Below are 21,998 nucleotides of genomic sequence, written 5' to 3'. Positions count from 1 at the left end.
ACTGGCCCCAAGTATCTTTATTGCGTATGTCACAAACACAAACACCAGCTTGACGCTGGTGTTTGTGTTACTGCAACAACATATCACTCACTGGCAACTGCGGGGTCTCAACGATTAACGCGGTGCTCAATCAGCTCATCGACGACCGACGGATCTGCCAAAGTACTAGTATCTCCTAGACCCTCTGTCTCATTGGCAGCAATCTTGCGCAGAATACGGCGCATGATTTTTCCTGAACGCGTCTTGGGAAGGTCTGTGGCCCACTGAATCACATCAGGCGAAGCAATGGGGCCAATATCTTTACGCACCCACTGAACCAGCTCTTTCTTAAGCTCATCACTGGGCTCAAAGTCTTCCGCCAAGGTAACGTAGATATAGATACCCTGCCCCTTGATATCATGAGGGAAACCAACAACTGCGGCTTCAGCCACCTTGTCATGCGCCACCAAGGAAGACTCAATTTCAGAGGTACCCATACGGTGCCCAGAGACATTCAGAACATCATCAACACGCCCAGTAATCCAATAATAACCATCCGCATCACGGCGGCAGCCATCACCGGTAAAGTACATCCCTGGATAAGTTGAGAAATAGGTCTGAACAAAACGCTCATGATCTCCCCAAATCGAACGAGCAATACCTGGCCATGCATCGAGAATCACTAGATTCCCCTCAGCCTCGCCCTCAAGCAGGTTGCCATCCGTATCAACAATGCCCGGCTTAACGCCAAACATCGGCGTCGTGGCAGACCCTGGTTTAAGCGCGGTAGCACCGGGCAACGGTGAAATAAGAATGCCGCCATTCTCGGTTTGCCACCAAGTATCAACAATCGGGCATTTAGAGTTACCAATAACACGGTAGTACCACTCCCAGGCTTCAGGGTTAATTGGCTCGCCGACCGAACCCAGTAGGCGCAAGCTCTCACGGGTACTAGAAGCCATGACATCATCGCCATGAGCACGCAACGCACGAATCGCGGTGGGTGCGGTGTAAAGGATGTTGACCTTATGCTTGTCAACCACTTCACCCATGCGGCCCGGCGTCGGATAACTCGGCACACCCTCAAACATCAAGGTGGTACCGCCATTAGCCAACGGACCATAAACGATATAACTGTGGCCGGTAACCCAGCCTACGTCAGCGGTACACCAATAAATATCGCCATCATGGTAGTCAAAAACATACTGGTGCGTGAGAGCGGCATACGTCAGATAGCCACCGGTGGTGTGCTTCATGCCCTTGGGCGCGCCAGTAGAACCAGACGTATAGAGAATGAACAGCGGGTCTTCTGCGTTCATCACTTCAGCCGGGCACTCTTTGGGCTGCTGTGAAACAGCATCGTCGTACCACACATCACGACCGTCATGCCAGTCAATGCTACCGCCGGTACGCTTCACCACCATCACATTCTTACAGACGTCAGTGCCCTCACGGGTTAGCGCCGCATCCACGTTATCCTTAAGCGGCACATTCTTACCACCACGCACCGATTCATCCGCAGTAATAACCAGCTTGGACTTCGCACCCACGACGCGCTGAGCCACTGCATCCGGTGAAAAACCACCAAACACCACCGAATGAATCGCCCCGATGCGTGCACAGGCCAGCATCGCAATAGCAGCTTCCGGAATCATCGGTAGATAAAGCGTTACCACATCGCCTTTTCCAATACCCAACGCCTTCAGACCATTGGCCATCTGGCAGGTTTGTTCGTAAAGGTCGCGATAGGTCAGCGTCTTATCAGTATTAGGATCATCGCCTTCCCAGATAATCGCCGGTTGGTCACCGCGAGTCTCAAGGTGACGGTCAATACAGTTGGCACTGGCGTTTAGCGTGCCGTCCTCAAACCAACGAATATCAACATTATCGCGCTCAAACGACGTGTTTTTGATTTTGGTTGGCGCCTTGATCCAGTCAAGCCGCTTAGCCTGCTCTCCCCAATAGGCATCAGGATCCTCGATGGACTGGCGATACAGTACCTCATAGTCCGCTTTGTTGACCCAAGCCTTCTTCGCCAGCGCTTCAGGAACCGGATAAATATTCTTGTGTTGCTCAGTCATAAAACAGACCTCTCGATCAGGGAGTAAATCAGGCAATTACCACGTTCGGACGCATTATTGTTGTACGCACCGACCCCATAAATAACGTCTCTAGCATATCTTTCCCGAGGCAGTCTTCCATTTAGACCTTGGTAGAAATAAATTATCATTTAATAACAACAGCTTATATTTAAAAAATAGCTTCACTATGACCCACATACGTCAAAGGGAGCATACAACCTCGGCAATAGTAACGCTTCCCTGCTAAAACCAATCCATGACGCTGACGGCTAAACGCATGCTGCTGACATGAACAGCCATAAATATACGGCGCAGGGCTGGCTCGCCGAGTATCAAAACGATGTGTCACTGTCGGCGCCAGCCCAAACAGCTCACGCATCACGGTCTTCCATTCATGGCCATGCGGGCGCATTCGCTCGCTGCCTTTCAAGTGATCAACCAACCAGTGCGCCATTTCATGAGGCACAATATCTGTTAAAAACTCATAGCGATTTTCGTCATACAGCACGGGGTTAAAGCGCAGCCCACCTCGACCAAAATGTGCCTGGCCTGCCGTTTTACCGCGCAAATCAAACCAAATGTTCGGCGACGGCAAGTCGTCACAGACCTCTAAACACAGCTTCCAGGCGTCAGTACAGCGATCACGCAACGCTTGCTGACTCGCTGCCTTGCTCAGCTTAGCCAGCCAGGTCTTATCAATATCATCCAGTGTGGGTGTCATCATGGATGGTAGAATGGCATGAGCCTCTGGTAGCGTAAAGCGCACCACCAGCAGCGACTATCCCCGCTAATCGGCCTGCTGACAGGCCCGCGACAGCAGCGAGATACATCATGTCTGACAATGAAACACCAGTCCCCAGCCCTCTGCTTGAGGATGAAAGCCTCGATGAGCTCGACGATTTCCTAGCGTCTGAACGTGTTGGCCCCGATGCACTAGACCTGATCGGCAGCCATGGCTTTCTGGTCGCGCTGGCACTAGCACCGGTTGAGCAGCCAATCAGCATTTGGGTGGCCGAGCTGTTTCAAGGCGAACCTGCGTTTACTGATACCACTGAGCGTGACCGAATTCTTGGCTTGCTAGACAATCTTCGCACCAATGCGATTAACGTGCTGGAGGCTGGCGGTTTGCCAGAGCTGCCGTTTGATCTGGAGCTAGGCGGCCTGCCCCCCGAAGAAACTCCCATCGGCGACTGGTGCGCTGGCTTTATGGAAGGCGTATTTCTTAACGAAGCCGCTTGGTTTGAAGACAACGAAGAAACCACAGCGACCTTGCTGCTGCCTTTCATGTTGTTATCGGGGCTATTCGATGACGAACCTGATATGACTGAACTGGCCGAAGACACCCCTCGACTCGACGCCCTAACCGCTCAGTTACCCGAACTGGTACTGGACCTGTACCTGCACTTTCGCGTCCCCCCTGAGACAGACCAACCGCGCCCAAGGCGCAAAGGTCCAGCCGGAGACAGAAAGGGAAAAACAGGACACAAACGCTGAGTCTCAGAAGCTGGCGCTGGTCAGGTGCTGTGGGAAACCAGTTCATGGGGTAACACCGGCCTGCTGAAGACGTCACCAGATGGTTTTGTGGGAGCCCGATAAACCGGACTCCCACAATAGAACGCCCACAATAGAGCTGAGGCACCGGCCTGGTGTTACGGAACCCTCAACTCGTCATGGACTGGTGCACATAGAGGTCGTAGCGACTCGTTTTACCTTCCAACACATGACGTGGTGCGGGGCCTGCCAACGGTGGTGCCTTGCGTGGACGCTTGACAACAACACGATGAGTCGCCACATCCAGTGCCGCCTCTAGCAGTCGTGGTGCGTCGTCGTCGCTACCGGCCAATTCACGAAATATCCGCATTTCTTTTTTGACCAGTGCAGACTTGTCGCGGTGGGGAAACATCGGGTCTAAATGAATAACTTCTGGCAGCACATCAGCGCGCTGAACCAGCAGCGCTAGGTCTCGGCAAGCATCACCCGGCATTAAGGTCATCGCCGCTGCAATATTGGCTATACCAGCATCCTGTCGCGCCCGCGCCAGCCCGTCATTCAGCAATGCGGCAATAGCTGGCACCCGCTCCACCATCAGCACTCGAGCACCAAGACTGGCCAACACAAACGCATCACGCCCTAAGCCTGCGGTAGCATCCACCACAGACGGGCTGACTCCCTTACCCAACCCACAGGCCCGCGCGACCAACTGACCTCTACCACCACCGAAATGCCGACGATGCGCAGCCCGCCCAGCAACAAAGTCTACCTGCAGCGGCTTGCCGTATACCCGAGGATCTCCCACCAGCGCCAAGCGGTCACCGTACTGTTGTAATACCAGCAGGGCCTCACGCCCTTCGGGGCTATCTCGTTCAGGCAGCCCCCAGCTCCTGGCCAGGTCAACAGTTGCCGCGGCTACCACAGAGGTTTGAATCACTGGCTCTTTTTCCACGCCACTTGATCACGCAAATAGACTGGCTGTACCTCCTGCGCAGGACGCCCTCCGCCAGCCACAAACGCATCGGCTGCCAACAGCGCCATATCTTCCGCTGCTGCTTCGCAGTCGGAAAGGCAGTGCCTAACCGCCGCCTGAGTGCCTGCGGGCATGGCCTCTTTCAGATGCCAGCCTGAGCCAACACCCACCCAGCTCTCGCTCCCCTCGGGCAGCTGCAAATGCTCTGGTGCTAACAGGCTTTCTTCCATGCGTGCCAGCAGCTTACCGTCAGTACCGCATTGCCACGCAGCGGCGTATAGCTCGCCCATGCGAGCATCGAGCACAGTAAACAGGTGATGAAAGCCATGACGACGATAAGCCCCCAGCGCCAGCGCCTCAAGGGTAGAGACACCAATCAGCGGGCACTCCAAGCCAAACGCCAGCCCTTGAGCCACACCCGCAGCAATACGCAGCCCTGTAAAAGAACCGGGGCCATGCCCGTAGGCCACGGCGTCAAGCTCAGCAGGCACAACGCCTGCCTCAGCCAACACCGCGTCAACCATTGGCAACAATCGCCGTGTATGTTCACGGGGCGTAAACTCAAAGCGTGAAATCAGCCGGTCGTCTCTACCGTTTTCGCGGTGTAACAGTGCAGCAGAACAGGCGCTCGAAGAGGCATCTAGGGCAAGCAGTATGGGCATATGAAAAACAAGGCGTCAGAAAAGTGTCGGCTGATTATACGCCAAGGACCCGCACAATGCGGGCCCTTGGAACAACAGAATGTATCACACCATGCTGCTAGGCTAGCTTAGCTCAGCCTTCCAGCGCACGGGTCACTTGAGCGGTGATGTCATCAACGCTACCGACACCCTCAACCCGATGATAAGCGGGAGCAACGCTGGGCTCTTGTGATGCCCACTGCTGATAATACTCAACCAGCGGTGCTGTCTGGTCATGATAGATAGCCAAACGATTACGCACCGTCGACTCGCTATCGTCTTCGCGCTGAATCAGCGGTTCAGCCGTCACATCATCTTTACCCGCTTCTTTGGGCGGGTTGTAGTCGATATGATACGTGCGCCCAGACGCCTGATGCACACGACGGCCTGCCAAACGCTTAACAATTTCCTCATCTGGCACGGCAATTTCAAGCACATGATCAATCTTGACCTGAGCATCCTTCATGGCATCGGCCTGAGGGATGGTGCGAGGGAAGCCGTCGAACAGAAACCCATTGGCGCAGTCGGGTTGCGCAATACGCTCCTTAACCAGTGCGATAATCAAATCATCAGAGACCAACCCGCCTGTGGCCATAATCTCTTTAACCTTGAGGCCCAGCTCACTTCCTTCCTTCACGGCCGCACGCAGCATATCGCCCGTTGAAATCTGAGGAATGCCAAAACGCTCACAGATAAACTGAGCCTGGGTGCCCTTGCCGGCGCCCGGCGCCCCTAAAAGGATCAAACGCATCTAACTGCTCCTTGAAGCGAGATAAATTGTACTAGTGTTAAAATTGAATGAAATTACAATACCCCTGCTACGGCCACCAAACAAGATGAGCGGCATTGAAAGCTCATAAAATTTCAAAAAAAAATTATTATTTAACAACCAGCTAACAACGAATAGCACTTTGGTCTGGCAGACCAAACGACGAAAAAAAGACGGCGCCCGAAGGCGCCGCTCTAGCTCTGCTGTGACGTATTACAGCAACTGACGACGAATATCGCTGAGCAACTGCGCAATAAAGGCAGTGAAACGCGCAGCATCTGCCCCATTAACTGCACGGTGATCGTACGACAACGATAACGGCATCATCAGCCTTGGCTGGAAGTTAGCACCATCCCAGACCGGCTTCATTTGCGCCTTTGACACGCCAAGAATTGCCACCTCGGGCGCATTAACGATAGGAGTGAACGCAGTACCACCTATCGAACCCAAGCTCGAAATAGTGAAGCAGCCGCCACTCATTTCATCGCGCTTGAGTTTTTTGGCTTGCGCCTTGCCTGCCAGCTCGACAGACTCTTTGGCCAGCTCAATCAGCGATTTTTTATCAGCATTACGAATCACCGGCACCATCAGACCATCCGGCGTATCCACGGCGATACCAATGTGTACGTATTTTTTGTACACCAAGGTCTCGCCGTCGCTTTTCAGGCTGACATTAAACTGCGGATAGCGCGCCAGCGCCAAGGCACAGGCTTTGATCATAAACGGTAGCGGCGTGAGTTTTGCTCCTTGCGCTTCCGCCTCAGCCTTCATCGATTTGCGGAAAGCCTCAAGCTCGGTGATATCGGCTTCATCAAACTGCGTCACATGAGGAAGATTAACCCAGCTACGATGCAGATTGGTCGCGCCCATTTTCATCAAGCGACCCATGGGCTTCTCTTCGACATCACCAAACTGGCTGAAGTCAACATCAGGAATTGGCGGTATACCACTACCCACCGCAGCCTGAGTTTCAGCTCCAGCGCTCTTGGCCTGGCCACCCGCCATCACTTGCTTAACGTAGTTGTGAACATCCTCTTTCAGCACGCGCTCTCTGGGGCCGCTAGGCTTAACCTGCTCAAGATCCACTCCCAGCTCACGAGCCAACATACGCACCGCCGGCCCAGCATGCACCAGCTTGCCATCACGCGGTTTATGCGCAGCCATTTCTGCTTCAGGACTCGGGCGTCCAACCGGCGCAGCACTCTGCTTAGGCTGTTCAGCGCGTTGCTTAGGCGTGCTTTGTGATGGCGCAGACTGAGGCTCGCTCGCCTCTTCGGCGACACGACCACCAGCGGTCTCGATATAACCGATCAAGTCGCCCTCAGAGACGCTATCGCCTTCTTTGACACTCAACTCAACCAGCTTACCCGCATAAGGACTTGGCACATCCATCGACGCCTTGTCAGACTCCAAGGTGATTAATGTGCCTTCTTCCTCAACCTCATCACCAACCGCAACGGCCACCTCAATAATTGGGACGTCGCCGGAGCCACCCAGATCCGGTACACGGACTTCCTGACGTGTCGGCCCGCTGCTGGCCGCTGGTGCAGGCGTGGGTTTCCGTGCCTCGCCAGACGCCGCGCTCGGTGCTGCAGCAGGCGCTTGCGCTGCGCTACTGTCAGCCTCGCTATCGCTACCGCCAGCCATTTCGATAGTGCCGATCACATCACCCGCTGACACGGTGTCACCCACCTTAACAGTCAACGTTACGAGCTTACCCGCTTGCTCGCTGGGCACGTCCATAGACGCCTTGTCAGACTCCAGCGTAATCAGCGTGTCTTCTTCAGCGATCTCTTCGCCAACAGCCACTGCCACTTCGATGACCTCAACGTTTTCATCACCGCCAAGATCTGGAATCACGATATCTACTGTCTGCTTACCGCCACCAGAGCTAGCACTTGAAGCAGATGGAGCCGCAGCAGCTGCTGACGGTTCATCGGGCTGCTCTTGAGGCTTGCTGGCTTCCACCGCAGGCTCACTATCGCCGCTGTCGTCACTACCATCGCCTTCGACGTCAAGCTCAACAATAGCATCGCCTTCAGAAACGGTGTCACCCTCGCTAACCAACACCTTGACTACCTTACCGCCCTTAGGCGAAGGCACGTCCATGCTGGCTTTATCAGACTCAAGCGTGATCAGGGTATCTTCAGCGTCAATCACATCGCCAACAGACACCGCGATCTCGATGATTTCCACATCGGTATCGCCGCCGATGTCGGGAACTTTGATGGTTTCGCTACTCAAGGTTGCGCTCCTTCCAAATCGTGTCTGGAACGGGCGGGGTAAGCCCCGCCCGGACATCGGGATCAGCTGGTCAGCGGATTCGGCTTGTTGGGGTCAATGCCATACTTAGCCATTGCCTCAACAACAACCTTGCGATCCAGCTCACCACGGTCCGCCAGCGCCTTGAGAGCGGCGACGGTGACGAAGTAACGATTCACTTCAAAGAAGTGGCGTAGCTTCTCGCGGGTATCAGAGCGGCCATAGCCGTCGGTACCAAGCACATGATAATCGGTTGGCACCCAAGCGCGAACCTGATCAGCGAACAGCTTCATGTAATCAGTAGCCGCTATCGCCGGCCCCGCACGACCTTCTAGGCAAGCCGTTACATGCGGCTGCCCACGCTCAGTCTCAGGGTTAATAAAGGCCTGTCGGTCGATTTCCAACGCGTCACGACGCAGCTCATTGAAGCTAGTCACACTCCAAATATCAGAACCAATGCCCCACTCGTCACTAAGCATTTCAGCGGCGGCCTCGACTTCACGCAGGATAGTACCAGACCCCATCAGCTGAACATGGCCCTTGTCGCCCTGACTTTCACGCAGCAGGTACATGCCCTTGATGATATCCGCCGCGGGAATCTCTGCCAGCTCAGGGTGTGGATAATTTTCATTCATTACCGTGAGGTAGTAGAAGCAGTTTTCCTTGTCGGCAAACATCCGCTTCAGACCATCCTGAACAATCACGGCAACCTCATGAGCATAGGTCGGGTCATAGCTGCGGCAGTTGGGAATCATCGACGCCTGCAGGTGGCTGTGGCCATCCTGGTGCTGCAGGCCCTCACCGTTAAGTGTCGTACGCCCTGCCGTGCCACCCACCATGAACCCTCGCGCCTGCATATCGCCAGCGGCCCAAGCCAGATCACCAATGCGCTGAAAGCCAAACATCGAGTAATAAATATAGAACGGCAACAGCGGAATATCGTTATTGCTATACGACGTGGCCGCAGCGACCCACGACGACATGGCACCTGCCTCAGTAATGCCTTCTTCAAGCACCTGGCCGGCCTTATCTTCGCGATAGTACATCAACTGGCCCTTGTCCATGGGCTCATACTTCTGACCCGCAGGACTATAAATACCCAGCTGACGGAACATACCTTCCATACCAAAGGTACGTGCCTCATCGGGCACAATCGGCACAACCTGTTTACCAAAGCCTTTATGCTTCACCAGCCCATTGAGAATGCGTACAAAGGCCATGGTGGTAGAAATTTCACGACCTTTGGAGCCGCCTGTCTGAGAAGAGAAAATCTTGTCATCAAGCCCCGGAATATCCAGCGCGTCAAAATCTGGACTGCGAGCTGGCAGATAGCCGTTCAAACGCTCACGCTGTAGATGCATGTAGCGCATCTCTGGCGAGTCATCTGCTGGCTTGAAATACGGCATCTCATTTTCGATCTGCTCATCAGTCACATCGATGCTGAAACGGTCGCGGAAACGCTTGAGAACCCCTTTGTCGTCAATCGACTTGACCTGGTGCGCCTCATTGTCGGCTTCCCCACCGTCAGCACCCAAGCCATAACCTTTAACGGTGTGCGCCAGGACTACCGTAGGACGACCATTAGCGTTATTCACTGCCTCATGGTAGGCCGCATACATCTTGTAAGGGTCGTGACCACCACGGTTGAGTTTCCAGATATCCTCGTCGGACAGGTCTTTGACCATCTCGGCCGTTTCCGGGTACTTGCCGAAAAAGTGCTCTCGAGTATAAGCCCCGCCGTTTGACTTGTAGTTCTGGTATTCGCCGTCAACCGCTTCGTCCATCCGTTTCTGCAAAATCCCTTTATGATCCTGCTCGAAAAGCGGGTCCCACAAACGGCCCCATACCACCTTGATGACATTCCAGCCGGCTCCTCGGAACACGCCTTCCAGTTCATCCATGATCCGCGAGTTACCGCGTACCGGGCCATCCAAACGCTGCAAATTACAGTTGACCACAAAAATCAAGTTATCAAGGTTCTCACGCGCCGCCAGGTGAATTGCCCCCAGAGATTCCGGCTCATCACACTCGCCATCGCCCATGAAACACCACACTTTGCGGTCCATCATCGGCTGCAGGTCACGCTGATCCAGATACTTCATAACGTGCGCCTGGTAGATCGCCATGATCGGTCCCAGCCCCATGGAGACCGTTGGCAGCTGCCAATAATCAGGCATCAGCCACGGGTGAGGATAAGAAGACAGACCATCGCCATCCACTTCCTCACGGTACTTATCCATCTGAGCTTCCGTCAGACGACCTTCCAGAAAAGAGCGGGCATAAATACCCGGCGAGCTATGACCCTGAATAAACAACAGGTCACCTTTGAAATCGCCCTTGGGAGCACGGAAAAAATGATTGAAGCCTACATCGTACAGCGTAGCACTGGACATGAAGCTGGCAATATGACCGCCAATACCACTGTTCTTGGCATTAGCACGCGTCACCATGGCAGCCGCATTCCAGCGGATCAATGAGCGAATACGCCGCTCCATGAACATATCGCCAGGCATGCGTGCCTCGCGATGCACCGGAATCGTGTTGCGATGAGGCGTCGTCACCGAGAAAGGTACCTGTCTGCCGTCTCGGCGAACGCGATCCGCCAAGCGGGTTAACAGGAAACGGGCGCGTTCTTCGCCCTCGCGGTCCAGTACAGACTCCAGGGATTCCAACCACTCCGTGGTTTCGACCGGATCGAGATCTTCTCGTGTCTCAAGACTCATGGACGTCTCTCCGAATGACGGTGGGGACTAATTTCCCCACGGCAAGAGGTAATTTGCTATGGGTGCTGTGCGTGCATTTGCCGACAGGACAACCCGATGTTGTAGTATTATTACAAGATACTGTGAACCACACAGCACCGTTCTCAAAACAGGTCTCAAAATTATCGCATAAGCTACATAGCAGCAATTAAAACAGATTTGGAAGCAATTTCCAAAACTCTTTGAACCAGCCTCGCCATTGCCTCATCAGGATTATTTCGCCTACCCACCCACCAAGCGGGCTTCAATCAGACACAATAGCCAAAGCCATTGAAACCTGCCAAACGAGCCTTCTTTTTTCGCTACACAGAGTGACGACTCAGCTGCTGAGCATAAAACGCCCAATCAAATGCTGGGCCAGGGTCATTTTTACGTAACGGAGCAACATGCGCATGACCTACGATGCGCTTAGCCGACATCGCGGGATAAGATTCAATCAGCGCAGCGGTTACACGGCATAGTGCACGATACTGGGCCTGCGTATAAGGCGACACCTCATCACCCTCCAGCTCAATACCAATAGAAAAATCATTCAACGACTCACGCCACCGACCTTCATCCCGCCAACGCGAGCGCCCTGCATGCCACGCACGCTGATTAAAAGGCACAAATTGCACACACTCCCCGTCACGGCGAATCAGTAGATGTGCCGACACACGCAGCTGGTGAATCTCAGCAAAAAAAGGATGTGCTTCAGGCGCCAGGCGGTTAGTAAATAGCTGCTCGATGGCCTCACCGCCAAACTCCCCCGGCGGCAAGCTGATAGAGTGCACCACCAGCAACGACACTTCCCCGCTCGGTCGCTCATTGCAGTTAGGTGAAGGAACACGCCTAGCCTCGGCCAGCCAGCCCTCTTGTATAAGCGCTTGAATCGACATATCTCCCCTCTGACGTTAACCTGCATAATTCACTTATAATGGCCGTTCACCATCTGTTATCACAAACGTTGCACCCAAACGTTCATACAGACAGCTCTAGCGCACAGACTATCTATATAAGCGTTTTCTTTAGAAAAACTTCCATAAAAGAACAGGGACAGACTTATCATGGATTACCAAGATGCTCTCGCCGAGGAAATTCGCAATAGTGCTGCCCGTTTACTGGCGGAAGATGTTGGTCCCGGCGACATCACTGCAGAACTGATTCCTGCCACACAACGCGCCAAGGCACGCGTTATTGCCCGCCAGGACAGTGTATTGTGCGGTATGGCTTGGGTGAATGAACTGTTTCGTCGCCTAGACGCCAGCGTTTCGCTGCACTGGTTGGCCAGCGACGGCGACCGCATCAGTGCTAATGAGCCTTTCCTGCTACTTGAAGGCCCCGCGCGCAGCTTGCTAACTGGCGAGCGTGCAGCACTCAATCTACTACAAACCCTCTCTGCCACAGCAACCCAAACACGCGCCTTCGTTGACTTGGTTGAGGACACCGGCGTGCGCTTGCTAGATACCCGCAAGACCCTGCCTGGCATGCGCCTCGCCCAGAAATACGCGGTTACCTGCGGCGGCGGGCATAACCACCGCATCGGTCTTTATGACGCCTTCTTAATTAAAGAAAACCACATCACCGCCTGCGGAGGGATTTCTGCAGCTATTGAGGAAGCGCGTCGCATCGCACGCGACTTGCCGGTAGAAATAGAAGTTGAAACCTTCGATGAACTAGATAGCGCACTGGCTGCAGGTGCCGATGTCATCATGCTAGATAACTTCTCGTTGAAAGATATGCGCGAAGCGGTAAAACGCAACACGGGTAACGCCGTACTTGAAGCATCAGGCAATGTCGACGCCGACCGGCTCAGAGATATTGCTGAAACTGGCGTCGACTGCATCTCTAGCGGCGCTCTAACCAAAAATATCACTGCCATCGACCTATCCATGCGTCTAACAGATATTTTTGACTAAACAACATCGGCTAATTGCTTTTGAACTCCTCCATCACCAACAATGAATCGCTACGCATTGAGCCTATCGGCCATATACGCAGCGACTTTATCAGTCCCTTTGGCATTCCACGCCAACCTGGGCTCGCCAACGCCGCCCGTGCCAGCCTAGTGCTGACCCCTCCTTACGATGATCCTCTTAGTGTGCGCGGGCTAGACGAGTTCAGCCATATCTGGCTAACCTTCATTTTTCACCTTAGCCCCACACGCTGGAAGCCACTAGTGCGCCCACCTCGACTGGGCGGCAATGCCAAAATGGGCGTTTTTGCCACCCGCAGCACCCATCGACCCAACCGTATCGGGCTCTCACTGGTAGCACTAGAGCACATTGATACACGCAACGGTGTAACCTTAACTCTCAACGGTGCAGATCTCGCTGACGGCACACCAGTAGTAGACATCAAACCCTACCTGCCCTGGCTCGAATCGAAACCCCAGGCACGTAGCGGTTTCGCCCCCGAAGCACCGCCTCTCTTCCAGGTAACATTCAGCAACCAGGCCGCGCAACAACTCGCTGCACGCCCCGACAGCGAAAACCTGAGCGCTCTAATCCAACAGGTGCTCGCCCAAGACCCACGCCCCGCTTACCGCCGCCGCCCCGACACACGCATCCACGGCATACGCCTGCGCGACATCGATGTACGCTTTCGGGCCACACAAGAAAACGTACTGGAAGTCATAGAGCTCGCCGCCATATAGCCGCCCAGCAAGCTGGCCTTCTAATACCACCACAGCCCAACCCAAGGCTTACAGAAGGCCGATTTATTAAGAGGCAGTAACTCACACAAGCAGGAGCCCGATTTATCGGGCGATTTGAGTTAACCAACCAGCCCTCATCGCTCGATAAACCGGGCTCCCACAATAGCGCTTACGCCTTGATCAAAGCTCAATCAACCGGATTCTCACAACAATAACGCGTAAACGTTGTTTAAGCATTATGGAAAAACTAAGAGAGCTAAACAGGGCTTATTCCAGCAACTCGTTGTCGCGTATAAATGTCAACGTAAAGCAAGTGCCTTCACCTAAGGTGCTAGTGCAGGAAATATCCCCGCGGTGTTGGTCAATAACGGCTTTAACCAACGCAAGGCCCAAGCCATGCCCCTGAACCTCGGCGTCAACATTTACGCGGCTATAACTCTCGAAAATATACGGCAGATCAGCTTCGGCAATGCCTCGACCCTGATCACAAATTTGGCAGATCACACGCTCGGCTTCTTCTTTAACCGTCACGGTTATTTCTGTATCGACAGGGCTGTATTTCACCGCATTTTCCAGCACATTATGCAGGGCTCTCACCAAATATCCCCTGTCGCCACGCACTATACCGCCCTCTTCACACTCCAGTGCTGAGTTCAATTTAATACGCTTAATTCTGGCGGCTGCCCATACCTGGTCCAGCACCTCCATCACCACATCTTCCAACACCACGACATCCATTACCGGTGCGCCGAATTCGATTTTAGCCAGCTGCATGAAATCTTCGGTCAGACTCAGGCCAGTGCGCACCTGCTGCTCAATACGCTGATAAAAAGCCTCATCCGGTAATGCCGTTTGCGGCTTACGCTGCAAATCAACCAGCGCCAACAAACCAGTTTGAGGAGACTTAAGGTCGTGCGAAAGAAAACGCAGCATACGCGCGCGCTGCTCTTCGGCTTGATTTTCCGCAGTCAGATCGACCAGACCAATTAACCAACCATTTTGGCGCGTCAAACGACTCGTGCGCAGTGGTGCAAAGTCCAACCGATAACAGCGCTCAGCAACTCCATATACCCGCCGTCCGTGAGCTCCCCCAAGCGCACTACCAAGGCTGTTACCGTCACTACCCGCGAGGATGTTGTCATCTAGCGTTTCAAGGAATTCACAAATATTTTCGCAGCGTCGCCCTAACTGTTGATGCTCAAGCTCTCTAGCCAAACGGTTTGCCAGAATCACTCGGCCATCATCCGCCACAACCAGCAGCGGCAGCGGTAGTGACTTCAGAGAATCTGACACAAAACGACGTGCACTGCGCAAGCGCTCAACGCCGGTATCCAACGCATACAACCGCCGATGCAATGCATCACCCCAGTTGGGTGGAGGCTCAGCGTCAACCACCGGAAACAGGTGGGGTTCCCGCTCCAGCTGCTCAATTTCTTTCTTGAACCAGTTCAGCGCCTCAGCTTGGCTGCGCCAACTAATCAACAGATAAGCTGCAACAATCGACAACATGCTAATCGACGGCGGCCACCACCAACCCTGTGTCATCAACAGCCACGACGCCAACAACGTAGCCAATAGCGCCAAAATCGCCGGCAACATCAAGTAGCGAAAACGCAACAGCCACAATATAAGCACCATACCTAATAGCGGCAGCAACCCAAGGCCAGCGGCTACTTTTTCTGGTACATTCACGATAAATCGGCCATCACGCAGTGCATCAAACAGGTTGGCCTGCACTTCCACGCCGGGCATACTTCCTTGGGTAAAAGCTAACGATACTGGGTGTTTATCTCCCAATCCGCCAGCAGTAGCACCGACCATGATGACGCGATCACGCAGCAACACATCCGGCACTTCACCACGCAATACGCTGATGTAAGGCACGCTTGAATAACTGCCCGGTGGTCCTCGGTAAGGCACACGAACCACCTGATCACTCTGCCAGTTTGCATTATCACTACGCGACAGGGGCTGCAACACCTTAGGTAATGTTGTAAGCGGCTCCTCAGTCTCCTCCTGTAAAGTCTGATACAACTGCCACGCCAACTGATTCCAGCTCTCACCAGCACTTTTCACATTAAGATAAAGTCGACGCACCATACCATCGGTATCGGTTTCAACGCTCACATGGCCAAGCCCCCGAGCAACATCGCGCAACTCGGGCAATGGCGGCAGCACCGAACCACGCATACCCGCACCATGCAGCCGCAGCACGGGAAGAAAAACATTTCCGTTGCGCTCAATCGCCTCCGTTAATTGCTTATCCTCCACTGAGTGACGGGCAGGTTCAGTAAAAAACACATCCATCAACACCGCCTTGGCGTCAGCGTCAGTCAAGCGGTCCAGTAATTGCGCATGAATATTTCTTGGCCACGGCCATGCCCCCAGCGACTCAAGGCTGAGTTCATCAATAGCGACAATTAATACATCAGAAGAAACCGGATCGCTGCGCCACGACACCAGCGTATCGTAGAGCAGCTTATCGGAAGCCCAAAAACGCTCATATTGAAGCCACCAAGTTAGGGGCACCAACAGCAAGGCAATCAAAAAACACGTACGCGCGTAGCGTCGCGTACTACTGGCTGCGAGCCTCGGCATTCAGCTGTCCTGTGCCCACCACATGGCTGGCCTCTTCATCGTCATGGGAAACGCTCAACCGCCAGAAGTAGTCACCCTCAGGCAAGTTTCTAACATATGCCCCTTTTGAACTGGTCATTTCTCTATCAACAATCAGGTGACTAAAATCACTTGACGCAGAAAGCTCAAGGCGATAACTCGAACGAGGCCGCGAATTCCAATTAAATATCCACTCGCCTTGACGATACGACACCTGGGCACCAACAGGGTGGTAGTACAACATCTCTACACTCGGCATTCCTTCAACGCCGTTACTATCAATAGCGGTGAGGTGCAAATAATACAAACCTTCGTCAAGGCCTGAGATTTCAAGCTGATGATTTGGGGAGCTAACATCTTGAACAACATTAAAGAAGTCAGCATCCGTTGCCAGCTTTACACGATACAGCTCAGCTTTCGGCACTTGACTTAGCATCAACTCCAGAGAGTCATTCAAACCTTCACTGGAAGAGTGTAAACGCGGCGACGGCAACAACTCTACCACACCGAACTCACCCTCAGACTCCCACGCGCCTTGGCCAGCAGCCACTCCCGTTTGCCCCACATTGAAAGACGCATCCACCAGCCCTTCCAGCACACTAACAGTGGTTCCCGTTATCTCGCCATAAGTGGCAGTAGCATCATTATATGCCACGCGAAAATGCGTGCCCCGAACGCCAAGATTGCCGGTGGGCGTTACTACATCAAAATGCGGCTTGCCAGATTCAGTTCGCGGAATACGAGACTCCACTCTCCCCTCAGCAAGCATCACACTCACACCACGGCCATCTTCTCGTTTTTCCAGCGTAACGCGCGTCCTGGACGGCAACGTAATTCTGGCACCATCGGCGAATGCTACGGCCACAAAACCATCAAAGCTCGTCTCCAACAGGCTACCTACCTGAACGTCATCACCCATTGCTAATGGTTGGCGCTGACGACCCTGCTCAACATGCCACACCGCACCGGTTAAATGAGTCACAATGCCAGGAAAGCTTTCTGGTACAGGCGGCATCAACGCATCAAGGTTAAGCACCTTGCCAGGCTGTAAATGAATGGGCACAGGCACATTATTTTCTTTACTGATTTTCCCCCAAACATCAGGTGTGCCGTAATACTCTTCCGAAATATCCCATAGCGTATCACCGGGTTTTACTCGATATAGCCCCGGAGAGCCCGCATCACCGACGCTGGAGTTCACATCAGCAACACTACTGGCAGACACCATCAACAAAGCCGCTAACACTAAACCAGAAAAAGTTTTCATTGCATCTCCCCCTCTGCTCAAGTCAGTCTCCCAATAGTGCAGAAGAGACCCACCCAAGTCGCTGCTGAGGTTTCATATACACCTGTGACCAGCCATCACTTTCGCCCAACACAAACACCTCGTCTCCTCGCTCAAGCTTGGCAACCACCTCATAACGGGTCGAGTTCCCTGCACGAATATTAACCCGCGAGCCTGCAATTGTACGCTTTCTGAGGTATTCAAGGCTTGTCTCAAGGTTTTCCTGGGCTAACGTATTGCCATTCGCTATGGCTTGAGCAAACCAGAAAACAGCCCAGGCGTTGTTTCTCTCAACACCAAGACCTTTAGCATACAAAGCGCCCAGGTTGTTTTGAGCATACTGATCACCTTGCCGAGCAGCTTTACTGTACCACTCGAAAGCTTTTTCAGGGTTACGCTCTACGCCACTACCCCTCTCATACAACCCTCCCAAATTATTCTGAGCTACCGCAACCCCTTGTTCTGCTGCCGCTGCAAACAGCTCTGCTGCTCGCTTAGGATCTTCCTCTCCACTTCGGCCTTCCAGCAAGAACATGGCCAGGCTCACTTGGGCATCTGCGTTACCTTCTGAGGCAGCCATAGACAACCAACGCCTGGCTTCGGCATCGCCACCCCCTAAACCCTCGCCAGCCAAGGCCAAGTTCGCCAAACGTAATTGTGCTTGAACACTCCCCTGTTCAGCGGCCAGCTGATACCACTTCAGCGCCTCATCAGAGTTCGCACCAACCCCCACACCCGCTTCATACAAGCGGGCCACCTGATACTGTGAGCCCACATCACCCCGCTCAGCCAGCTGGCGCCATTCATAAAAAGCGGATGCGTAATTTTGTTTATCAAAATCGCGTTGAGCGGATGCAAAGTCAGCCACTGCTACAGGTGCCTGCAAAGCAACGACAAGCAACAAGGGTAAAAAACAGCGCTTATCCGTTGATAAAATCATCGGCACCTAAACCTCCAGCCATTTGATATACAAGCAATTTACCATAGCTCGTTTCACCAGAGCACAATTCCGCTTAGCGAGAGGGAATACGCTCATGGGTCAACACACAAAAAACGCCTGTGGCTGTTGTCGTCACTTGATAGTTGGTATCACAATACAGTGCTGCGGTATTGATGATACGAGTCGCCGCAACCGCTGGCTCACTATCAGTGAAGCGCGCCAGTATTGAACTCCCCTCTTCGCAATCAACGGCATCCTGATCAGACTCAATCACACACACCTTTGTCTGATCGACCCCCGCCTTGCCACCCTTACTCGCCGACGCGTACATCGCCACGCCCGTGCCCACCAGGGCAACCATCACCACATAAAAAATGACTCTGATAATATTCACACCCATACCCCCATGTTTACTTAGCTTATTTACCAAGTCAGACCTATACATATTAGCCCTAGACATATTTCAGTACAAAGCCGTAACAGCAATTACTAGAGCACTTGATAGCATTGCGCCCCTTTCTACCGACCAGGCCAGAAAGGGGCGCAACATACTCCGATATCACATTACGGTGCTTCTGTAATCAATATCTCAACGCGACGGTTAGGCTGCAGACACTCTTTCAGCGCATTACCGCTAACGCCTGGACAGGAGGCTACCGGATTACTCTCGCCTTTGCCCACGGCCTGAATGCTATAAGCTGACACGCCATTTTCAATCAACGCCTGTTTGACAGCCGCAGCACGGCGATCAGATAGCTTCAGATTGTAGGCATCGTCACCCAAGCGATCAGTAAAGCCAAAGACCTGTAAGCGTGGGTTCTTAAACTCAGCGGTTAAAACATCCGCAAAACGGTCGATACTGCGACGACCTTCAAGACGTAGCACGTCGCTGTCAAAGTCGAACAGTACATCAGCGGAAAGCGTAACCACTTTATCGTCAGCAATCTCTTCCACTTCAACCGGCACTAACAGATCTGCACAGGCTGGGTTTTTCCAGTGAGTGCGCTCAACCAACACCTCACTGTTAAAGCCTACCTGATACTGGCAGGTCATATAGCCTTCCGGCACCGTATCCGTATAGAAGTTGAAAATATAGTTCCACTCTCGGTTACCAAACAGGCCCTCATCAAAATGCGGGTCTGCCAGCAAGGCTCGAACCTGGTCTTTAGTCTGGCCACGAGAGATTCGCAGCACTGCCTCAGGATCGACAAACGTTCCCTCTTCAATATAAGAGTGCGGTATATCAGGAAAGTTGACACCGTCCGCATTCTCGCTGTACGACGTCACACAACCCTGAACTAGTGCAGCTGAGGCAGCAACCAAGCCAGCAAGCAGCACGCGCTTATTGAATATCATCATAAAAGCTCCTTTACGTATCGTGACCTACAAAGCGGCGCTTGGCACCGCCTTGTAGGAAGCTCTGCTTCTAGCTTACCAGTGCCAACCAGCGCCAACGCCTGCACCGAAGTTACCCTGAGAATCACCGGTAACATTCAACTTGATCGCCATGCGACCGTTATCCGACAGCCTAGAGACACCCACCGACACTGCCGACTCACCCTTGTAAGTACCAGCACCCACCGCAAACATGCTTTCACCAGAGTGTACCGTCTGCGGCACGGAAGCGGCAGCAATGGCACTAGCAACACCTGCGAATGCATCATCTTCAAGATTGCTGATGCGCTTATTGACACCGCCAATCTCATTATAGAAGCGATCATTCAAATCTTGCAGTTGCCCAACGTTCGCTGCATCCGTCGGTTTCTCGCCTGCAGCAACGTTGTGAATCACAGTGGTCTGGTCACCACCGCCACCCAAGGTGACGTTGCCGTAGTCAATACTACCATCTTCGTTCCGATCGTAGTTCACCGATCCCGCCTGAACAGACTTCAGCTGACGCACATTAACCGCATCGGTGTCCTGAGTACCACCGGCCACATTGGTGATCTGACGCTCACCACCTTTGCTGCCCACGGAAACCGCACCCTGAGTAGACGCCACAGAGGTGTTCGAGAAGGCTTCTTTCTTACCGTTCATCCCTTCACGGTCAGCGACAGAGCCTGCACCCAGCGCCACGCTACCCTCGGTCTTGGAGATGGCTCCATTACCAGCGGCGACGCTGTTATCACCCTGGGCGACACTCTGTGGCCCCATCGCTACACTTTCCTGGCCAGCCGCATTGGCAGCTGCCGCTTCAGAGTTCGCCTTGAAGTACTTGGTATCGCCCACTTCAATATTGGTGATCTGATTCTGCATCTCCCACAGCTGGCTACCGTTCACCGCATCGGTGCTGGTTTCAGAGATATCTCCCTTGCCAACATTGGCGATCTTGACGTCGCCATTGGCATCAACATTGTTCTTGTTGATCGTCAGGCCGCCATCGCCACCCACGGTAACCTCATCGAAATCAACCTCGTCAGCCGTGGCCACCTCATAGACAGTCTGACCATCAGCGCCGGTCGACTCTTTGACAGTGATGTTCTTCCCTTGAACAACCTCTGTTTTTGCAGCCGCCACGTCGTTGTTGATATCCCCAGCAACTTGCTGAAGATCGCCAACATTAACGGCGTTATTCAGGTCGTCACCGGTAATCTCATCATACTTCTTACCACCAAGGCCACTACCCACATTGGTAATCTGCTTGCCACCCGCATCAATACCGCCCTGGGTAATGCTCGGGCCACCCATGATGGTCAAGCCGTTGTTGTTGATGATGGTGTCACCCATCGTCACACTGCCGCTATTGCCCAAGTCAAGGTTCTTAGCCAGCTTGATTTCCAAGGTATCATCACCGTTGGCTACCACACCGATGTTACCTTCGCTGAGCTCGGCTTCATCCTTCTCGCCACCCGTCAGATTGACAGTCTCACCCAGCTTGCGCTCTACATTGGTGCCAGAGTCGCCAGCAAAGGTCAGCGGGCTATTGGCAATGCCCGTCACTGAGTTATCTACGTACTCCTTATTAACCAGGCTCTTGTCACCAGTAGACTTATCAATCGTCACGTCGTACTTAGTATCACCTTCCTTGGTCACGAAGAAGTTATCACCTAGCTGGGTGTCACCCTCAACGGTCAGATCACCTTTAAAGCGTGGAGACTCAGCAAACTGAATCTCGATACCGCCGTCCTGGGTTGCAACCGTGTTAACGTTGCTGGACGAGTACGTCAGCACATTACCATCAGCATCGATTTCATCCCCACCACCGACAATCTGCATCTCTTTGTTGAGCTTGCGGGTGACGTAGCCGTCAGTCGTTGCCGTGTTATCGTTACCCGAGAAGCGCAGGCCGTCGTCTTCCAGCGTGGCAATATTTTTGGTATTGCCATCACCATCGACGTACTGAAGGCGTGTTACCTCGGTGACGTTGTCAATAACGTTGCCTGGTACGATTTCCGGACGCATGGTCAGCTCAGGGCTGATGCCGTCCTTGCCTGGCCTGCCCGTCAGGCCGATAGAGCCATCAGAGCCGTCGATAGCAACACCGCTCTTACCGTCCTTGCCATTGACACCCAGCTTACCGTCGAC

The 21,998-nt window shown here is 53.4% G+C and carries 17 protein-coding genes; 3 read left to right on the top strand and 14 right to left on the bottom strand.

All coding sequences use genetic code 11. From position 1 onward, the window contains the following. Positions 1 to 107: 107 nt before the first annotated feature. Positions 108 to 2,060 carry an acetate--CoA ligase gene (gene acs, locus H616_RS0109185; protein ID WP_027967108.1) on the bottom strand — a complete coding sequence of 651 codons (1,953 nt, stop codon included), beginning with the start codon at positions 2,058 to 2,060 and terminating at the stop codon, positions 108 to 110. A 169-nt stretch (positions 2,061 to 2,229) separates the two neighbouring features. Continuing rightward, positions 2,230 to 2,829, bottom strand: a complete 600-nt coding sequence (locus H616_RS0109180; RefSeq protein WP_338035749.1) for a SprT family zinc-dependent metalloprotease — start codon at positions 2,827 to 2,829, stop codon at positions 2,230 to 2,232. Between the two features lie 62 nt (positions 2,830 to 2,891). On the opposite strand from H616_RS0109180, the gene H616_RS0109175 reads away from it, so the two are divergent. Then, positions 2,892 to 3,554, top strand: a complete 663-nt coding sequence (locus tag H616_RS0109175; RefSeq protein ID WP_027967106.1) for a YecA/YgfB family protein — start codon at positions 2,892 to 2,894, stop codon at positions 3,552 to 3,554. Positions 3,555 to 3,720: 166 nt separating this feature from the next. Here H616_RS0109175 and H616_RS0109170 read toward each other — a convergent pair whose 3' ends face one another. The 6 genes from H616_RS0109170 to ampD all read right to left on the bottom strand — a co-directional run bounded on the left by H616_RS0109170 (position 3,721) and on the right by ampD (position 11,875). After that, positions 3,721 to 4,395 carry a class I SAM-dependent methyltransferase gene (locus H616_RS0109170; RefSeq protein WP_240470587.1) on the bottom strand — a complete coding sequence of 225 codons (675 nt, stop codon included), beginning with the start codon at positions 4,393 to 4,395 and terminating at the stop codon, positions 3,721 to 3,723. A gap of 89 nt (positions 4,396 to 4,484) precedes the next feature. Then, positions 4,485 to 5,186, bottom strand: a complete 702-nt coding sequence (gene tsaB / locus H616_RS0109165) for a tRNA (adenosine(37)-N6)-threonylcarbamoyltransferase complex dimerization subunit type 1 TsaB (RefSeq protein WP_027967104.1) — start codon at positions 5,184 to 5,186, stop codon at positions 4,485 to 4,487. 112 nt (positions 5,187 to 5,298) lie between these two features. Next, complete coding sequence (gene adk, locus H616_RS0109160) at positions 5,299 to 5,955, bottom strand: adenylate kinase (protein WP_027967103.1); 657 nt, start codon at positions 5,953 to 5,955, stop codon at positions 5,299 to 5,301. A 231-nt stretch (positions 5,956 to 6,186) separates the two neighbouring features. Then, positions 6,187 to 8,217: a dihydrolipoyllysine-residue acetyltransferase gene (gene aceF / locus H616_RS0109155; RefSeq protein WP_027967102.1), complete on the bottom strand. Its 2,031-nt coding sequence runs from the start codon at positions 8,215 to 8,217 to the stop codon at positions 6,187 to 6,189. 62 nt (positions 8,218 to 8,279) lie between these two features. Beyond that, the gene (gene aceE, locus H616_RS0109150; protein WP_027967101.1) at positions 8,280 to 10,958 is read right to left on the bottom strand and encodes a pyruvate dehydrogenase (acetyl-transferring), homodimeric type; all 2,679 of its coding nucleotides are present in this window, start codon (positions 10,956 to 10,958) and stop codon (positions 8,280 to 8,282) included. Positions 10,959 to 11,299: 341 nt separating this feature from the next. Continuing rightward, positions 11,300 to 11,875, bottom strand: a complete 576-nt coding sequence (gene ampD, locus H616_RS0109145) for a 1,6-anhydro-N-acetylmuramyl-L-alanine amidase AmpD (RefSeq protein WP_027967100.1) — start codon at positions 11,873 to 11,875, stop codon at positions 11,300 to 11,302. Between the two features lie 168 nt (positions 11,876 to 12,043). Between ampD and nadC the strand changes: the two genes are divergently transcribed. Next, entirely contained in the window at positions 12,044 to 12,895 is an 852-nt protein-coding gene (gene nadC, locus H616_RS0109140) for a carboxylating nicotinate-nucleotide diphosphorylase (RefSeq protein ID WP_027967099.1), read from the top strand. A 20-nt stretch (positions 12,896 to 12,915) separates the two neighbouring features. Further along, the gene (gene tsaA / locus H616_RS0109135; RefSeq protein WP_240470570.1) at positions 12,916 to 13,632 is read left to right on the top strand and encodes a tRNA (N6-threonylcarbamoyladenosine(37)-N6)-methyltransferase TrmO; all 717 of its coding nucleotides are present in this window, start codon (positions 12,916 to 12,918) and stop codon (positions 13,630 to 13,632) included. 267 nt (positions 13,633 to 13,899) lie between these two features. Here the strand turns inward: tsaA and H616_RS14610 are convergent, their stop codons facing one another. The 6 genes from H616_RS14610 to H616_RS0109105 all read right to left on the bottom strand — a co-directional run. After that, positions 13,900 to 16,230 (bottom strand): CHASE2 domain-containing protein, encoded by a 2,331-nt coding sequence (locus H616_RS14610; protein ID WP_051234167.1) that lies wholly within the window; start codon positions 16,228 to 16,230, stop codon positions 13,900 to 13,902. After that, positions 16,208 to 17,515: a FecR family protein gene (locus tag H616_RS14605; RefSeq protein WP_035572969.1), complete on the bottom strand. Its 1,308-nt coding sequence runs from the start codon at positions 17,513 to 17,515 to the stop codon at positions 16,208 to 16,210. Before H616_RS14605 ends, H616_RS14610 begins: the two co-directional genes overlap by 23 nt. A gap of 22 nt (positions 17,516 to 17,537) precedes the next feature. Next, a complete protein-coding gene (locus H616_RS0109120; protein WP_035572967.1) occupies positions 17,538 to 18,473 on the bottom strand; it encodes an SH3 domain-containing protein in 936 nt (311 codons plus the stop codon). A 73-nt stretch (positions 18,474 to 18,546) separates the two neighbouring features. Then, positions 18,547 to 18,867 carry a hypothetical protein gene (locus H616_RS0109115; RefSeq protein ID WP_156906443.1) on the bottom strand — a complete coding sequence of 107 codons (321 nt, stop codon included), beginning with the start codon at positions 18,865 to 18,867 and terminating at the stop codon, positions 18,547 to 18,549. Positions 18,868 to 19,037: 170 nt separating this feature from the next. Then, entirely contained in the window at positions 19,038 to 19,832 is a 795-nt protein-coding gene (locus H616_RS14600; protein WP_051234166.1) for an OmpA family protein, read from the bottom strand. Positions 19,833 to 19,904: 72 nt separating this feature from the next. Next, a partial coding sequence (locus H616_RS0109105) for a YadA family autotransporter adhesin (protein WP_027967095.1) occupies positions 19,905 to 21,998 on the bottom strand: 2,094 nt, incomplete at its 5' end.

Origin of the sequence: Halomonas halocynthiae DSM 14573 (genome assembly GCF_000425725.1) — a bacterium.
GTDB classification, from domain to species: Bacteria; Pseudomonadota; Gammaproteobacteria; order Pseudomonadales; family Halomonadaceae; genus Halomonas; species Halomonas halocynthiae.
The sequence above is the reverse complement of the archived record's forward strand: the minus strand, read 5'-3'. Positions and strand labels throughout refer to the sequence as shown.

Excerpts from the sequence above, each read along its gene's own strand:
- acs (WP_027967108.1), bottom strand. The coding sequence starts at position 2,060 with ATGACTGAGCAACACAAGAATATTTATCCGGTTCCTGAAGCGCTGGCG.
- H616_RS0109175 (WP_027967106.1), top strand. The coding sequence starts at position 2,892 with ATGTCTGACAATGAAACACCAGTCCCCAGCCCTCTGCTTGAGGATGAA.
- tsaB (WP_027967104.1), bottom strand. The coding sequence starts at position 5,186 with ATGCCCATACTGCTTGCCCTAGATGCCTCTTCGAGCGCCTGTTCTGCT.
- adk (WP_027967103.1), bottom strand. The coding sequence starts at position 5,955 with ATGCGTTTGATCCTTTTAGGGGCGCCGGGCGCCGGCAAGGGCACCCAG.
- aceE (WP_027967101.1), bottom strand. The coding sequence starts at position 10,958 with ATGAGTCTTGAGACACGAGAAGATCTCGATCCGGTCGAAACCACGGAG.
- ampD (WP_027967100.1), bottom strand. The coding sequence starts at position 11,875 with ATGTCGATTCAAGCGCTTATACAAGAGGGCTGGCTGGCCGAGGCTAGG.
- nadC (WP_027967099.1), top strand. The coding sequence starts at position 12,044 with ATGGATTACCAAGATGCTCTCGCCGAGGAAATTCGCAATAGTGCTGCC.
- H616_RS14610 (WP_051234167.1), bottom strand. The coding sequence starts at position 16,230 with ATGCCGAGGCTCGCAGCCAGTAGTACGCGACGCTACGCGCGTACGTGT.
- H616_RS14605 (WP_035572969.1), bottom strand. The coding sequence starts at position 17,515 with ATGAAAACTTTTTCTGGTTTAGTGTTAGCGGCTTTGTTGATGGTGTCT.
- H616_RS0109120 (WP_035572967.1), bottom strand. The coding sequence starts at position 18,473 with ATGATTTTATCAACGGATAAGCGCTGTTTTTTACCCTTGTTGCTTGTC.
- H616_RS14600 (WP_051234166.1), bottom strand. The coding sequence starts at position 19,832 with ATGATGATATTCAATAAGCGCGTGCTGCTTGCTGGCTTGGTTGCTGCC.